The sequence below is a fragment of the Pseudomonas sp. E141 genome (assembly GCF_052659885.1).
This window is the reverse complement of record NZ_CP084024.1, coordinates 4,578,350-4,594,335: the sequence shown is the minus strand read 5'-3', so window position 1 is coordinate 4,594,335 and position 15,986 is coordinate 4,578,350. Positions and strand designations below refer to the sequence as shown.

General features: G+C 60.7%; 15 protein-coding genes. 9 read left to right on the top strand and 6 right to left on the bottom strand.

From position 1 onward, the window contains the following. Position 1 precedes the first annotated feature (1 nt). Complete coding sequence (locus GKKCFE_RS20505; protein WP_047228892.1) at positions 2 to 526, top strand: gamma carbonic anhydrase family protein; 525 nt, start codon at positions 2 to 4, stop codon at positions 524 to 526. Beyond that, on the top strand, positions 523 to 732 hold the full coding sequence (locus GKKCFE_RS20500) for a DUF1289 domain-containing protein (RefSeq protein WP_047228893.1): 210 nt from the start codon (positions 523 to 525) through the stop codon (positions 730 to 732). The genes GKKCFE_RS20505 and GKKCFE_RS20500 overlap by 4 nt, the downstream gene beginning before the upstream one ends. Before the next feature lie 161 nt (positions 733 to 893). Here GKKCFE_RS20500 and GKKCFE_RS20495 read toward each other — a convergent pair whose 3' ends face one another. Both GKKCFE_RS20495 and GKKCFE_RS20490 read right to left on the bottom strand, forming a co-directional pair. Then, the gene (locus GKKCFE_RS20495) at positions 894 to 1,541 is read right to left on the bottom strand and encodes a Pr6Pr family membrane protein (RefSeq protein ID WP_047228894.1); all 648 of its coding nucleotides are present in this window, start codon (positions 1,539 to 1,541) and stop codon (positions 894 to 896) included. Between the two features lie 3 nt (positions 1,542 to 1,544). Next, complete coding sequence (locus GKKCFE_RS20490) at positions 1,545 to 1,775, bottom strand: VF530 family protein (RefSeq protein WP_047228895.1); 231 nt, start codon at positions 1,773 to 1,775, stop codon at positions 1,545 to 1,547. 269 nt (positions 1,776 to 2,044) lie between these two features. Between GKKCFE_RS20490 and GKKCFE_RS20485 the strand changes: the two genes are divergently transcribed. Together GKKCFE_RS20485 and GKKCFE_RS20480 are read left to right on the top strand one after the other, a co-directional pair. Then, on the top strand, positions 2,045 to 3,427 hold the full coding sequence (locus GKKCFE_RS20485; protein WP_047228896.1) for a carbohydrate porin: 1,383 nt from the start codon (positions 2,045 to 2,047) through the stop codon (positions 3,425 to 3,427). Positions 3,428 to 3,645: 218 nt separating this feature from the next. Beyond that, positions 3,646 to 6,060: a glucose/quinate/shikimate family membrane-bound PQQ-dependent dehydrogenase gene (locus GKKCFE_RS20480; RefSeq protein WP_047228897.1), complete on the top strand. Its 2,415-nt coding sequence runs from the start codon at positions 3,646 to 3,648 to the stop codon at positions 6,058 to 6,060. A gap of 321 nt (positions 6,061 to 6,381) precedes the next feature. Here GKKCFE_RS20480 and purT read toward each other — a convergent pair whose 3' ends face one another. The 4 genes from purT to GKKCFE_RS20460 form a co-directional block, all read right to left on the bottom strand. After that, a complete protein-coding gene (purT, locus tag GKKCFE_RS20475; protein ID WP_047228898.1) occupies positions 6,382 to 7,563 on the bottom strand; it encodes a formate-dependent phosphoribosylglycinamide formyltransferase in 1,182 nt (393 codons plus the stop codon). A 102-nt stretch (positions 7,564 to 7,665) separates the two neighbouring features. Further along, positions 7,666 to 8,133, bottom strand: coding sequence for a preQ0 transporter (locus GKKCFE_RS20470; protein WP_047228899.1), 468 nt, complete (start codon positions 8,131 to 8,133; stop codon positions 7,666 to 7,668). Positions 8,134 to 8,332: 199 nt separating this feature from the next. Beyond that, on the bottom strand, positions 8,333 to 9,118 hold the full coding sequence (locus GKKCFE_RS20465; RefSeq protein WP_107321928.1) for a siderophore-interacting protein: 786 nt from the start codon (positions 9,116 to 9,118) through the stop codon (positions 8,333 to 8,335). Beyond that, positions 9,115 to 9,702: a PadR family transcriptional regulator gene (locus GKKCFE_RS20460; protein WP_160893316.1), complete on the bottom strand. Its 588-nt coding sequence runs from the start codon at positions 9,700 to 9,702 to the stop codon at positions 9,115 to 9,117. Before GKKCFE_RS20460 ends, GKKCFE_RS20465 begins: the two co-directional genes overlap by 4 nt. A gap of 429 nt (positions 9,703 to 10,131) precedes the next feature. Here GKKCFE_RS20460 and GKKCFE_RS20455 point away from each other — a divergent pair, with 429 nt between their 5' ends. The 5 genes from GKKCFE_RS20455 (at position 10,132) to GKKCFE_RS20435 (ending at position 15,936) form a co-directional block, all read left to right on the top strand. Continuing rightward, positions 10,132 to 10,620: a CS1 type fimbrial major subunit gene (locus GKKCFE_RS20455; protein WP_047228902.1), complete on the top strand. Its 489-nt coding sequence runs from the start codon at positions 10,132 to 10,134 to the stop codon at positions 10,618 to 10,620. 114 nt (positions 10,621 to 10,734) lie between these two features. Beyond that, positions 10,735 to 13,257 carry a TcfC E-set like domain-containing protein gene (locus GKKCFE_RS20450; RefSeq protein WP_445577035.1) on the top strand — a complete coding sequence of 841 codons (2,523 nt, stop codon included), beginning with the start codon at positions 10,735 to 10,737 and terminating at the stop codon, positions 13,255 to 13,257. Between the two features lie 105 nt (positions 13,258 to 13,362). After that, positions 13,363 to 14,106, top strand: a complete 744-nt coding sequence (locus GKKCFE_RS20445) for a pilus assembly protein (protein WP_107321932.1) — start codon at positions 13,363 to 13,365, stop codon at positions 14,104 to 14,106. A 45-nt stretch (positions 14,107 to 14,151) separates the two neighbouring features. Further along, positions 14,152 to 14,634 carry a CS1 type fimbrial major subunit gene (locus GKKCFE_RS20440; protein ID WP_445577034.1) on the top strand — a complete coding sequence of 161 codons (483 nt, stop codon included), beginning with the start codon at positions 14,152 to 14,154 and terminating at the stop codon, positions 14,632 to 14,634. A 30-nt stretch (positions 14,635 to 14,664) separates the two neighbouring features. Continuing rightward, positions 14,665 to 15,936, top strand: a complete 1,272-nt coding sequence (locus tag GKKCFE_RS20435; protein WP_445577033.1) for a hypothetical protein — start codon at positions 14,665 to 14,667, stop codon at positions 15,934 to 15,936. Positions 15,937 to 15,986: the final 50 nt, after the last annotated feature.

The following is a 15,986-nucleotide window of genomic DNA, read 5'->3' as shown; positions in this document are numbered from 1 at the left end:
CATGAAATACCGCCTGGGTGATGCCCGTGTCGAAACCCACCCACAGAGCTGGGTCGCCCCCAACGCCACATTGGTGGGCAAGGTCCGCCTCGAAGAAGGCGCCAATGTCTGGTTCAACGCGGTGCTGCGTGGCGATAACGAACTGATCCTGATCGGCAAAAACAGCAACGTGCAGGACGGCACGGTGATGCACACCGACATGGGCTTCCCGCTGACCATCGGCACCGGCGTGACCATCGGCCATAACGCCATGCTTCACGGTTGCACGGTGGGGGACTACAGCCTTATCGGCATCAATGCGGTGATCCTCAACGGCGCGAAGATCGGCAAGAACTGCATCATCGGCGCCAACTCGCTGATCGGCGAAGGCAAGGAGGTTCCTGACGGTTCGCTGGTGATGGGCTCACCCGGCAAGGTTGTGCGGGAATTGACCGAAGCGCAGAAGAAGATGCTCGAGGCCAGCGCGGCGCACTATGTTCACAACGCGCAGCGCTACGCCCGCGACTTGGCCGAGCAAGAGCAATGAACCCGCCAGAACGCCCGGTTCCGTCGCCCTGCGTGAACATCTGCGCCCTGGACGATGACGACATCTGCACCGGCTGCCAGCGCACCGTGGCGGAAATCACCCGTTGGAGCCGGATGGACAACGATGAGCGACGCAGTGTTCTGGCGTTGTGTCATGAAAGGGCCAAGGCCAGTGGATTGGTGTGGATGTTGCCGGTGAGGCGCTGACGCCCACACAAGACTCTGTAGGAGCACGTACCTGTGGGAGCAAAGCTTGCTCGCGATGCAGGCACCCAGGTCGTCAGGTGGACCGCGTGATCGTTCATCGCGGGCAAGCCTTGCTCCCACAGGTTTGGCTTCCACAGATGCTGTTCCCCAAAATCTTTATTTCAGCGACGCCACCGATCCAATCCCACCACCCCCAGCGCAATCGCGACAAACCCCGCCAATATCCCTGCGGCATTGATGAGCACCTGTGGATAACCCAGGTTCGCCACGTCAATGAAAGGGTAGGGGTACGCCGCCAGTAATTCCCCCCGCAGCAGGAGCCACGCGAAGTACACCACCGGGTAAATCATCCACAGCCCGATGTGCTTCATGCGCAAGGTGCCCTTGGGCACGCAGAACCACCAGTAGGTCATGAACAGCAACGGCATGACGTCGTGCAGCAATTCGTCGGCCACGAACTGCCAGCCTTCGGGTTGCCACAGATGTCGCAGCAGCAGGTTGTAGGCCAGGCCGACCAAGGTAATGCTCACGGTAATGCCGCTGCTGACCCCCGGCTGCAAGAACCAGCGCCGGGCCGGCGATTCTCGCTGGATCAGTTCCCAGGTCAGCACCACGGCCACCAGAGTGTTGGTCAGCACGGTGAAGAAACTGAGAAAGTTCACCAGGCCGCCGAGCAAGCTTGCGCCCAGTTCCCAGCGACCGAGCAGGATCAGGTACAACTGGATGCTCAACCCGGCCCAGCCCAACAGGGCCGCCACTGACACGAAGCACTGTCGCAGCGCGGGGCGCCGACGGATCTGAATGTCCACGGCTCAGACCGGTCGTTTGGTGCGCATCAGCTTGATGTACAGCCGCTCGACTTTCTCCCGCGCCCACGGCGTCTTGCGCAAAAAGGTCAGGCTGGACTTGATGCTCGGATCGCTCTTGAAGCAACGAATGTCGATGCGCTCGGCCAGACCCGACCATTCGTAGTGCTGCACCAGGGCGTTGAGGATCTGCTCCAGCGTCACGCCGTGCAGCGGGTTGTTGTTGGATTCGGTCATGGGAGGCCTTCGCGCAAAGAGGTGTAAAGCCGCGCACCTTAGCCGAGGTGCCCGCGTGGTGGAAGTATCACTGAAACGCTGCCTGTTTGTTTCGCGGCTTTGCGCAACGCCTACTGTTACCGAATCCGAAATGATTCATGTCAGTAAAAGGCCTTTCTCTATTTGTAACAGGACATTATCCTTGCGCCGCCTGCTGAAACGCTTCTTCTGCCGTGCCAAAGCCCCCGGCGTTCAGCGAATCCCCTAAAAAGATCAAGAATTCCTTCTTTATGTTCGATGTTCAGACTCTGCAAGACAGCGCTGTCCGGCACTGTATTGCCGCCAGAAACACCCTTCACCTGATGGCCGGTCTCGGCGCCTTGGGCATTGCCATCGGCGCTCAGGCCGCTCCCGCGTTCGACAGCGACTCACCCTGGATGCTGGGTGACTGGAACGGCACGCGAAGCGAACTCGCGAAAAAAGGCTACGACTTCAAGTTCGATTACACCGGTGAAATGGGCAGCAACCTGCACGGCGGCTACGACCATGACCGCACCGCTCGCTACAGCGACCAGTTCGCCTTCGGCACGCACCTGGACCTGCAGAAAATCCTCGGTTGGCACGCCGCCGAGTTTCAACTGACGGTCACCGAGCGCAGCGGCAATAACATCAGCAATGACCGGATCAACGACCCGCGCGTTGGCGGTTTCACTTCCGCCCAGGAAGTCTGGGGCCGTGGCCAGACCTGGCGGTTGACGCAGATGTGGTATCAGCAGGCATTTTTCGATGACCGGCTCGATATCAAGGCCGGTCGTTTCGGTGAGGGCGAGGATTTCAACAGCTTCCCCTGCGACTTCCAGAACCTGGCGTTCTGCGGCTCGCAAGTGGGCAACTGGGTGGGCGGCATCTGGTACAACTGGCCGGTCAGCCAGTGGGCGCTGCGGGTCAAGTATCACCTCACGCCTGAGCTGTATGCGCAGATCGGGGCTTATGAACAAAACCCCTCGAACCTGGAAACCGGTAACGGCTTCAAGCTCAGCGGCAGCGGCACCCAGGGCGCCGTAGTGCCGGTGGAGCTGGTGTGGTCGCCCAAGCTCAATGGCCTGCCGGGCGAATACCGCGCCGGTTATTACTACAGCAGTGCCAATGCCACCGACGCCTACAAGGATCGCAGCGGCCAGCCGGCCGCCCTGAGCGGCGAGGCGTATCGCAGCGCGTCGAGCAAGCATGGCGTGTGGTTGGGGGCGCAACAGCAACTGACCAGTGTCGCCAGTGACCATTCCCGTGGCCTGAGTGTGTTCGCCAACGCCACGATGCACGACAAGAAAACCAACGCTATCGACAACTATGTCCAGGCCGGTCTCGTCTACAAGGGCCTGTTCGACGCCCGCGCCAGGGATGACATCGGTTTTGCCCTGGCTCGGGTTCACGTCAACCCGGCTTACCGCAAGAACGCCGAGGCCACCAACCAGGCCCGCGCCGTCCAGGGTTACGACAACCCGGCCTTTTTGCCACCCCAGGACACCGAGTACAGCGCCGAGTTGTATTACGGCGTACACGTGACGAACTGGCTGACCGTGCGCCCGAACCTGCAGTACATCCGCCATCCGGGCGGCGTGGACAAGGTCGATGACGCGCTGATTGGCGGGATCAAGATTCAGTCGTCGTTCTAGTCAGTGCACAAGACCCTTGTGGGAGCGAGCCTGCTCGCGATAGCGATTTCACATCCAACATTGAAGTCGACTGTCACGCCGCCATCGCGAGCAGGCTCGCTCCCACAGCAACCGCTTCAACCCAATTACCTCTTTCAACTGAACCATGCCCCCTCAAGATCGTCATCTACAGTGACTACTTGCGCGGGACTCCTTAAAACCTCACGGAGAATCACACTATGAGCACTGAGGGTGCTATGAGTCGAAGCCGTCTGCTACCGAGCCTGCTCGGCATTCTGCTTCTATTGATGGGCCTGGCCCTGTTGGCGGGGGGAATCAAGCTGAGCACGCTTGGCGGCTCGCTGTATTACCTGCTGGCCGGTATCGGCCTGGCGCTGACCGGCGTGCTGCTGATCATGGCCCGGCGTGCAGCCCTGGGCCTGTACGCGCTGGTGCTGTTCGCCAGCACCGTGTGGGCGCTGTGGGAAGTGGGCCTGGACTGGTGGCAACTGGTGCCGCGCCTGGCAATGCTGTTTGCCTTGGGCATCGTCATGTTGCTGCCGTGGTTCCGCCGTCCACTGTTGACCCCCGACGCTTCGCCCATGGGCACCCGTGCTTTGGGCGCCGCCGTGGTTATTGCCGGCATCACCGCGCTCGCCAGCCAGTTCACCAATCCGGGTGAAATCGAGGGCCAACTGGACCGCGACAGCGTGCCTGGCATGACCAACACCGCCCCGGCGATGCCGGACGGGGATTGGAACTCCTATGGCCGCAGTGCCCATGGTGACCGTTATTCGCCTCTGGCGCAGATCACCCCCGAGAACGTCAGCAAGCTGGAACCGGCCTGGACCTATCGCACTGGCGACCTGCCAGGGCCGAACGACCCGGGTGAGACCACGGCGGAAAACACACCGCTGAAGGTCAACGGCATGCTCTACGTGTGCACGCCCCACAGCCAGGTGATTGCTTTGGAGCCTGAAACCGGCAAGGAAATCTGGCGGTTCGATCCGAAGCTTTCCACGCAGAAAGCGGAAAACTTCAAGGGCTGGGCCCACATGACCTGCCGCGGCGTGACCTATCACGATGACGCGGTGTACGCCTCGGCCGAGCAGAGCCCGACCGGCGCGGCCAGCACCACGCCGGCGAGCACCGTGTGCCCACGCCGGATCTTCCTGCCGACCGCCGACACGCGCCTGATCGCGCTGAACGCCGACACCGGCAAGATGTGTGAAGACTTCGGTGACAAGGGCCAGGTCGACCTGACCGCCAACATTGGCGGCTTCACGGCCGGCGGTTACTACTCCACGTCGCCACCGGCCGTGACCCAGAACCTGGTGGTGATCGGTGGCCACGTCACCGATAACGTCTCCACCGACGAGCCAAGCGGGGTCATCCGCGCCTATGACGTGCACACCGGCGAGCTGGTGTGGAACTGGGACAGCGGCAACCCGGACGACACTACGCCGATTGCCGAAGGCCAGACCTACACCCGTAACTCGCCGAACATGTGGTCCATGTTCAGCGTCGATGAAAAACTCGGCATGCTCTACCTGCCGATGGGTAACCAGACGCCCGACCAGTTCGGTGGTTTCCGTACACCAGAATCGGAGAAATACGCCGCCGGCCTGACCGCGCTGGATATCGCCACCGGCAAGGTGCGCTGGTACTTCCAGTTCACCCACCACGACCTGTGGGACATGGACGTAGGCGGGCAACCGACGCTGATGGACTTGAAAACCGCCGATGGCGTGAAGCCGGCGGTACTGGCATCGACCAAGCAGGGCAGCATCTACGTGCTGGACCGCAGCAATGGTCAGCCGATCGTGCCGATCAAGGAGATCCCGGTGCCGCAAGGCGCGGTAGAGGGTGACTACACCTCGCCGACCCAGCCGATGTCCGACCTGAACTTCGTGCCGCCGGTCCTCCAGGAACGCGACATGTGGGGCGTGACCCCGTTCGACCAGATGCTGTGCCGGATCGACTTCAAGTCGCTGCGCTACGAAGGCATGTTCACGCCGCCGTCGCTGCAAGGCTCGATCGTCTACCCAGGTAACTTCGGCGTGTTTGACTGGGGCGGTATTTCGGTTGATCCGGTACGCCAGATCGCTTTCGTCAATCCGAGCTACATGGCGTTCAAGTCGAAACTGGTTCCTGCGGCCGAAGTGGCCGGCGGTCCGGGGCGCAAGAGCGAGACCGAAGGCGTGCAGCCGAACAAAGGCGCGCCGTATGGCGTGATCCTCGAAGCGCTGCTTTCGCCAATGGGCCTGCCTTGCCAGGCACCGGCCTGGGGTTATGTGGCGGCCGTCGACCTGACCAACAACAAAACCCTGTGGATGCACAAGAACGGCACCGTGCGTGATAGCTCGCCGGTACCGATCCCGCTGAGCATGGGCGTACCGAGCCTGGGCGGCGCCTTCACCACCGCCAGCGGCCTGGCGTTCCTGAGCGGCACCCTCGACCAGTACCTGCGTGCCTATGACGTGAAAAACGGCAAGCAACTGTGGGAAGGCCGCCTGCCAGCGGGCGCCCAGACCACGCCGATGACCTACACCGGCAAGGACGGCAAGCAGTACGTGCTGGTCGTCGCCGGTGGCCATGGTTCCCTGGGTACCAAGCAGGGTGACTATGTGATCGCCTATAAACTGCCGGATTAAGCGGGAGTGATCGTTCCCACGCTCCTGCGTGGGAATGCATCCTCCGACGCTCTGCGTCACCGTTTCAGAAGCGGAACGCGGAGCGTCCTTGGCGGCGTTCCCACGCTGAGCGTGGGAACGATCTGGGGTAAACCGGCGCTCATGAAAAAGGCGACACCTTTGCGGGTGTCGCCTTTTTCTTTAGCCCAATGTCATCCCAAGTTAGCTGTGGGAGCAAAGCTTGCTCGCGATGCTGGCGCCCTGGTCTTCAGTTGGACCGCGTTATCGTTCATCGCGGGCAAGCCTTGCTCCCACAGATCACCATGAGGCAAGCGATACTGCTTACAACTCGATCTTGACGGCCTGGGAAGCCCGGGTCGCCTTGGCGCGGGCGGCGTCGATGGACTCGTCTCGCGCCAGGGCCACGCCCAGGCGGCGCTGGCCGTTGACTTCCGGTTTACCGAACAGGCGCAGGGCGGTGTCCGGTTCGGCCAGGGCAGCGCCGAGGTTGGCGAAAGCGGTCTGGGTCGACTGGCCTTCCACCAGGATCACCGCCGAGGCCGATGGGCCGAACTGGCGGATCAGCGGGATCGGCAGGCCGAGGATGGCGCGGGCGTGCAGGGCGAACTGCGACAGGTCCTGGGAAATCAGCGTCACCAGGCCGGTGTCGTGTGGGCGCGGCGAGACTTCGCTGAACCACACCTGGTCACCCTTGATGAACAGCTCGACGCCAAACAGGCCGCGACCACCCAAGGCTTCGGTCACGGCTTTAGCCACGCGCTCGGATTCAGCCAGGGCCACCGGGCTCATGGCCTGAGGCTGCCAGGATTCCTGATAGTCGCCTTTTTCCTGGCGGTGACCGACCGGTGCGCAGAAGGTGGTGCCGCCAACATGGCGCACGGTAAGCAGGGTGATTTCATAGTCGAAATCGATGAAGCCCTCGATGATCACCCGGCCCTTGCCGGCACGGCCGCCTTCCTGGGCGTAGTCCCAGGCTTTCTGCACGTCATCGGCACTGCGCAGCAGGCTCTGGCCCTTGCCCGAGGAACTCATCACCGGCTTGACCACGCACGGGAAGCCCAGGGTTTCAACGGCCTTGCGGTAGTCTTCCACGGTGTCGGCGAAGAAATACGGCGAGGTCGGCAGACCCAACTCTTCGGCGGCCAGGCGCCGGATGCCTTCGCGGTTCATGGTCAGTTGCGCGGCACGAGCGGTGGGGATCACGGTGAAGCCTTCAGCTTCCAGTTCCACCAGCGTGGCGGTGGCGATGGCTTCGATTTCCGGCACGATGAAGTGCGGCTTCTCGGCCTCGATCACCGCGCGCAGGGCCGCGCCATCGAGCATGTTGATCACATGGCTGCGATGGGCCACTTGCATGGCCGGCGCGTTGGCGTAGCGATCCACGGCAATCACTTCAACGCCCAGGCGCTGCAGTTCGATTACCACTTCCTTGCCCAGTTCACCGCTGCCACACAACAAAACGCGGGTCGCGGTGGGCGACAATGGAGTTCCGATACGGGTCATCTGAAGGTCCTCAAACAGGAGCGGAGCATCGAGGGTCGCGCGCCGGGCGAGCTTCCCATGGGGAGAAAGCGCGGCATTTTACATGAACCGCAGGTTTTGGCTTCAGCCGGTGACGGCCTGTTTGCGCAAACGCCAGGCCATGATCAGCCACACTGCCGTGACCCCGGCAAATTTCGAGACCAGCGCGGTGATCACCACGGCCGGTGTCAGGGCATCGATCATGCCGAAGAAAATGAAGGTGTCGAGGGGAATGCTCAGGGCCGAACTGATCCACAACCGGTCATGCAGCGGACGCTTGGTGATGGAGAACACCAGCCAGTCAATGCATTCGGATACCGCGAACGCCGTGGCGCTGGCCAGGGCAATGGTCGGGTCGGAGGTGACGTAGGACAACACCAGCGCCACCAGCATCGCCACGATGGCGCCGTGGCCGAATCGAGTTTGCACCATGTCGCGCAGGACAAACACCAGCCCGCCCCAGGCCGACCAGATGATGTCCAGGTGCGGCGCGGCGGAAAACGCGAAGTTGATCAGCACGACGCTGCTGATATAGGCGATCAGGAAAAGCATGGATCGGGGTACCTGGTGGGGTGTAAATCAAGTATTCAAGAGCGACGATAGCCCTGTGGGAGCAAAAAGCTTGCTCGCGATGCAGGCGCCTCGCTTTCTGAAAGACCTCATTGCCTTCATCGCGGGCAAGCCTTGCTCCCACACAGGTTGTGTTCGGTCAGTGGGTGCAGGGTACTTTAGCAGGCCAGCACGCCGCACCTCATTCCTCCTCGCTGTCATCCGCCTTCCAATACCCCACCGCCTTCACAAAATCCTGATCCAACCCTTTATCCTCCAACAACACCTTGCGAATCTGTCGCGACACCTTGCTCTCGGTGGCGACCCAGGCGTACAGCTTGCCGCCGGGCATTTCCAGGTGCTGCACGGTGGTCAGCAGGTTGTTCTGGCGGCCTTCGCGCAGCACCCAGATCACGTGTACTTGCGCGGGGCTGTTAAGGATTTGCTGCTCGGCGCCGTTTTCCACTTCCACCACCACCAGCGCACGCCGGTTGGCCGCCAGGTTTTCCAGGCGACGGGCGATGGCGGGCAGGGCGGTTTCGTCGCCGATCAGCAGGTAGTGGTCGAAGATGTCCGGGACAATCATCGAGCCCCTTGGCCCGGCGATGTTGAGGTATTGCCCGGGCGTCGCTTGGGTCGCCCAGGTCGCGGCAGGCCCATCGCCATGCAGCACAAAGTCGATGTCCAGCTCCAGCGTCTGCAGGTCATAACGGCGCGGGGTGTAGTCGCGCATTTGCGGCATCGGGCCCTGATCCTTGCCAGCGCCGGGGGCGAAATTTTCCAGGGCGGCGTGTTCCTCGGCGTTCTGTGGGAACAGCAGTTTTACGTGATCGTCGCTGCCGAGGCTGGTGAACCCGGCCAGTTCCGGCCCGCCCAGGGTGATGCGGCGCATGCGCGGAGTCAGGTCCTGCACTCGCAACACTTGCAGGCGGCGGCGCTTGATCTCGTGGCTGACACGGTGAATGGTGTTTTGATCGACTTCAGTCATTGGCTGGACTCCGAAACAGGTGGACGGTCGGGACCGTCGATAATGGCTTTGGCGGTGTTGTTGAGCAGGTCGCGAATCCGCAGGGTTTCTTCCGGGCTCCACCGGCCATGGTGTTTGTGCAGCGCATTGCGCAGGTTATACACCGCTTCGTGGATTTCCGGGGGGCGGTCTTGGCCGCGCAGGGAGCGCTTGCTCGCTTCAATGCGCATGCGTACCTCATTCAACGCCGGGGCCTGGTCTTCAAGGAATAGACGTCCGGCGTCGGTCACGCTGTAGCGTTTTTTTCCACCTTCGGCGTTGCCGGCGATCAAAACGCCCATTTCCAGGAAGGTCAGCGTCGGATAAATCACGCCGGGGCTGGGGCTATAGGCGCCGTCGAACATGTTTTCGATCCGGCGGATCAAGTCGTAGCCGTGGCAGGGCTGCTCGCCAATCAGCGCGAGCAACAGCAATTTCAGGTCACCGGAGGCGAAGACCCGGGGGCCCCGGCTACCACGCTCACGGCCTGCGGGTCGACGTTCGAAACCATCGTGTTCATCGTGTTCATCGTGTTTTCGGCTGGGATGGGAAGGGGGGACTGTCATATGCCTGCTCTCCGTTCTGCATAAGATAGAACTGAGATATATCTTTATCCGTAGATATATCTTTGACCCTCGATATATCTTGGAACTAAGATATATCGAAGTCGGGTTCCAATTGTTTGAAAAAGATAAGACCTTACCCGAATCCCTTGCCTGTACGGGCGGCAAAGTAGGCAACTGTCTGCATTTGCAGTTTTAAATCCGGGGTGTGACTTGCAGGTGTGGGTTGTTTCTTACATCCAAACTTCGGTTTTATATAAAACAGTGTATTTTTCGTTATTGCGCATGGCGGTTTGGCTACGTGCTTTTGGGAATAGGCCTGCTTATTTTTAATTAAAGAGAGTGGATCATGCTCCGGCGTTGAGGTCAGGCCAGGCTTTAGTGGGTCTGCAACTTCAAGCCTTCTCTTTATGCTATGAACAGGTGTCAAACATGCTCAAACAAATCGTATCCGGTACTGCTCTGGTCGCCGCTGCCCTGAGTTCCTCGCTGGTCTTCGCTCTGGACGATGCTCGCTCCTCTATTCATATCACCGCGACGATCCCCACCAAGCAGTTCCATGTACTGCCACGCAACCCTGACTTCGGTAAGGATGAAGTCATGCACTACAACCCGGTGACCAACTCCTTGAGCCCTTTGCGTCAGACCTTCGACGTGAAGAACACCGACGGTTCGGTGCATGCCTATATCCTGGGCGGCCAGGCTTCGCTGACCAATGGTACGGACGCCATTCCGCTGCTGACCCGGTTCAACAATGTCACCCTGACCGAGTTTCCTCAGGAAGTGGTGACTGACGCGGCATCCACTCCAGGTACCCAGGCCGACATGCTCATCATGGCCTCGACCGTGCCTCTGGAGAGCCAGGTCGGTCAATACACCGCCGACTTCACCGTGATCTTCGACGCGGTGCCTCGCCCGTAAACCCTTCACTGCCCGATGAGGCTTTTCTCGTCCTGCGGGCATGAACGCAGGTCGGCCGCCCGGCCGGCCTGTACCTGGAACGTCCCGATAGTTTGCTGATATGAGAATCCATTGATGTTTGCGATGACACCCATCGTGGGTGCGCTGGCGCTGTTGTTGTGCGCCAGTGCATTGGCTGCGCCGACCGCCCCGGGTACGACGCCCAGAAGTCTGTTGTCCCAGGCCAAGGGGCTACCGGAGGAGTTTGAAGCCCACTTTTTCGATGTGCCTCTGGCGGTTCGTATGGAACTCGATCAACAGTACCTCGGCGAAGCCATGGTGGTGTTGACACGCGATGATCGTATTACCTTGCTCGAATTCACCGACACCCAGGACAGCCCGATCCCGCCCGTCGAGCGCGGGCAATGGGAGCAACTGCTCAAACAGGGGCGCGCCTTGGGTGCCTGCGAAGCCAAATGCACGGCGGGGCTGCTGGCGGTGCATTACAGCCTTGAACATTCACTGGTGTCGATCCTCACTGAAAAAGTGGAGCGCGGCAGCGTGGAGAAACGTTATTACGATCAGCCACAGGGGGGCAGTCTGGGCTTGATCGTCAATAACCAACTCAATCTCAACGGTGGTCAGGAGCAGGATACGGGCGGGCGTTATGGCCTCAATGCCAGTTCCAGCGTGGGTAACTGGACCCAGTCGTTCGATCTGCAGCTTTCGCGCCTGGGCGGGCCGGACGATAAGCTCTACCACGCCGTTCATGAGTTGCACACCCAGCGCGAGATGCAAGACAGTTTTTTGCGCCTGGGTTATTTCATGCCGGGCTCCGATGGTTTGAACCGTCAGATCCGTTCGTTCGGGGCCAACCCGGATACCGCGCTGGGGGTCATGTACGGCAGTTCCGACAGCCTGGTGATCAATAATCCCAAGCCCAGCGTGTACCCCATTTATGTCACCGCCAGTCGTCAGGCGGCGGTAGAGATCTATCGCAACGGCCTGTTGCTCAATACCCAGGCCGTCAGCGCCGGCTTGCAGAGCCTGGATACCCGGCCATTGCCTGGCGGCATCTATGAAGTGGAAGTGCGGCTGATTGAAGACGGGCAGACCACCGCCACGTCCCAGGAGCTGGTCTACAAGCCCAACAACTGGCGCAGCGCCGATGATCGCTGGCGCTACAACCTGTTTGCCGGCCGTGAAACCAAACTGCTGAGCAACTGGGACGATCAACCCTCGGGCTTCACGACTGCCGGGGTCGGTCTCAATTACTTGCTGCACCCGCGAGTGGTGTTGGGGCTTTCCACGCGCCAGGTGCAGGACAAGCTGCAGTACGGCACCTCGGTGGACTGGACGCTGCCCAACAACACCAGCCTCTTTGCCAACGTTTACCAGACCGAGCAATACGGCACCGGCATGGACCTGCAGGCGCTGTACAGCTACGGTCTGGGCAGTGTGGTGGCCAGCCATAATCGCAGTTGGCTGGACACGCGCAACACTTACGAAACCCTGCCTGACGGCACCCGTATCCGCCAGCGCGACGTGTTCGTCGGCCAGACCAGCAATTCGTCGCTGTCGGTCTCCCATCGACTGAGCAACAAGTCGTCGATCAACGGGCGGCTGTTCTACAGCGAAGGCAATGTCGAGGGCGCCGGTGTGGACCTGGGATGGTCCCAGCGTGGCAAGCTTGGTGGTAGCGATGCCAACTGGCGGTGGTCGGTGTTCGACCGTCCGGGCACCTCCAGTACCGCCGATCGACGAAATCGCGGCGTGGACCTGAGCGTCAGCGTGGCCTTGGGCGGGCCGGGCGAGTATTGGTCGGGCAGTATCGGCACCCGCACCTCCCGTGACGGAACGCGGGACAACAATGGGTCGCTGAGCTATCGCCGGGACCTGCAGGATCACGTGCTGCAAAGCGTGTCCGCCACGGTACTGGCCGATACCTATGGCGTGGGTCTGTCCGGCCTCGCCAGTTTCGACACCGATACGGTGTACGGCGACGGTTTCATCCAGCGCTCTTCCTACAACAACAACCTCACCGGTGGCTTGAACCTCAGCAGCACGGTGGCCGTGGGTGGCCAGAAAGTCGCCTTCACCGGCCTGCCCCAGAGTGGCGGCGCGGGCATGATCGTGGATGTGGAAACCGACCTGGACGACATCGTCCTGCTCGCCGACGACCTGACGGGTGGCACCACCACCTTGCGTCCCGGCCGCAACTTCGTGCCCATCACCGCCTATCAGAACAGCCTGTTGACCTTCGACTTCGACGGCGTGCATCCACCGGCGGCCAACATAGAGCCTTCACGCAGCCGCTATCACTTGAACAAAGGGGGCGTGGACTACCGCAAAGTCAGCGTGATGAGAAGCGTGACCGTGCTCGGTCGTCTGCTGGACGCGCAGGGCCAGCCGCTCAAGGGCCATCACGTGATTAACCACGCCAGCCGTGGAGTCAGCGAGGTGGACGGTTTCTTCTCCATGGAGATGAACGCCAGCTCCCCGACGCTTGAAGTGCGCTATGGCAATGACTTGCTTTGCCAGTTCCGCCTCGACCCGGATAACGCCAACAGCGAGGGCGATGTGTTGATGATCGGTGATTTGCGCTGCACGCCAGACACCCTGGCCGACAGCAACAACCCGATCGAGACGGCGGGTTGAACTTGATCCTGGCGCGCCGGCCAGCGTGGTGCGCCCTTCAACATTGCAAGCAGTGTTCCGTGAAACGGTCGCCATCGGCCGCCTTCCATTCATGAGGTTTTGGTAATGAAACGCTTATTGATTCTGTGTGGTTTGTCGCTGTTTTCGCTGATGGCCCAGGCCGGGCCGCAGATTAATGTTGGGGTGGTCTACGACTATCTCGAAGGCGACAAGAGCACCTACATGAAACGGATCTTCAACGGCGGAACGTCCACCGCATTCGTCAAGGTCGACATCCTCGAGATTCTTTACAGCGACGACGGCAGCTACCTGGAGGTGCCGCTACAGGATCAGGACGGCGTACTCGCCAGAAATGGTCTGATGGCCAGCCCGGCACGCCTGATCGTGCCGGCCAACGGCATGCAAGGCACGCGTCTGCTGTTCATGGGCGACCGCAGCAAGGAGCGATACTTCCGGGTTCGCTTCGTCCCGGTGGTGCCGGAGGCCGAGGACGAGTTCGCCGTCAGCGCCGAGGAGCGCGAGCAATACAAGAAGGAACGGATCGCCGCCGGGGTGAAAGTGCTGGCCGGCTTCGGCACGGTGTTTTTTGTCAGGCCCAAGGAGACCCGTTTCGAGACGGCCATCGATGACAGTGCCGATCGCTACCTGGTGCGCAACAACGGCAACAGCGTGGTGGTGATCGATGAGTTCAAGGATTGCGCTGCGCAAAAAGACAACGATTGCCGGCCGACCACCAAGCACCACGTCATGGCCGGTCGCACCTTTTCGTTCGACAAGGAGCCTGGGCGTGAGTACCGCTTCAGCCTGATCGAAGGTCGCGAGGAAAAAGCCATTGAGATCAAAGGCTGACGGTATGCCGTCACTGAACTGCCGTTGACGCCACAGGTAATCATCATGTTCAAGAAGCTGTTACGTACCCTCCTGTTCACCGCCTTGACGCTGCCGGGTTTGCCCGCGTGGGCAGCGCTGGAGCGGGAAACGTTCGAACTCTTCGTCACCATCCCGACGATCGACTTCCACGTGCTGCCGGTCGACCCGCAACTGGTCGAGCGTGAACAGCCGATGCTGTTCAGCACCCTGACCTCCGGGCTCCTGCCGCTGCGGGCCAATTACGAAGTGAAGAACATCAACGGGGCCATTGGCGCCCGTCTGGGGCAAGAGGCTTACCTGTCCAATGGCCGTGAGCGCATCGACCTGCAGGTGACGTTCAACAACGTCCAACTGACCCTGGATTCGGCCCAGGTGGTCTCGGCCGCCGAGGCCCGGCCCGGTCGGCGTGTGGGGCTGGAAATCATCGCCGTCAAGACCGAGGAGGAGTATGCGCCTGGGGATTATTTCGGCACCGTGCACATGGTGTTCGATGCCATTGCGCCGTAGGGCAATTGCGGTTTATTGGAGTGGATCGAAATGAGTCGTTCAAACATCTTCGGGCGCGGTGTTTCGCTGTGCCGCGTTGCCACGGCTTTTGTCTTGTTGTGTATAGGCATGCCGACGGCCAATGCATTGACCCAGGAGATCAGTGCGCGTTTCCGGCCTGATCCGGCGAAGCCCATGGAGAACAAGTTCACCAATACCACACCGGTGAGTGGGTATTGTTCCCAGCACCCCAGGGAATGTGAAATCACGGGCATGTTCAGTATTCGGATGCCCATTACCTTTGATTCGTCCGCGCCTATTCAGGCCAACCACCCCAGTAATCGGCAAGGCGCCATGTTCAAGGTGCCCGCCAACTGGCGTCCGGCAACCGTCTTCAATTCAAGCACCGGCGAAAGTGAAGAGGTTGAAGTGCGCGTATCCGGTATCGGTTCGCAATATCGCCTCAGCGTGAGTCCTGTCGAGCTGGTGGGAGGGGGTGAGGATCTCAAGACGGCCCATTACAGGCTATGGGGCGGCAGTTGGGTGTATGCGCCTTCGCCGTGCCGCTACAGTGGTGTTGCGACCTACAACACGCTCACGTACGCATTTTTTTGGAAAACGCCGCAAGAAAGCGCCTGCGCCAAACAAGCCAAATACCTGGTGCCCGATATGCGCTACACCTATCTGGATTTTGCCTACGAACTGCGCACCCCCAACCCCTTGAAGATGTCGGCCGGTCATTACACTGGGACGTTGAGCTACAGCGTCGGGCCGGGCCAGGACTTCGACATGGGTGACGTGATGATCCCGAACGATTCGGTGATTGCGCTCAATTTCAATCTCGAAGTCCAACACACGCTCAAGGTCGAAGTACCTCCTGGCGGCAACAAGGTCGTGCTCGAACCCCAAGGCGGCTGGCAGGCCTGGTTGAACCAAGGGCAAAAACCGACCCGGTTGTTCCGTGACCAGACCTTCCATATCTGGGCTTCATCGCGGTTCAAGATGCGTATGCAATGCCAATTCGCCGATACGAGCGATAACACCTGCCTGCTCTGGGCACCCAGCTCCGGCCTTCTGGTGCCGGTGAATGTCAGCGTGACCCTGCCCAACGGCTTGACTGACGCCGCCGGCCAACCGGTCAACCGCCGTCGGCTCTACCTCGACGGCAGCGGCACCGAACTGTTCCAGCCGGGGCACTACATCGACCGCAAGCCGGGCACCCTGCATTTCGAAGTCGGCCGCAATCAGGTTGAGGAAATGCTAGCTGGGGAAGCCAAGAGTTACATAGGCAATGTGACGGTGATCTGGGATTCAGAGGTTTAGGTGATCCCTTGTGGGAGCGGGCTTGCTCGTTGCAGTTTTATTGGAGTGAA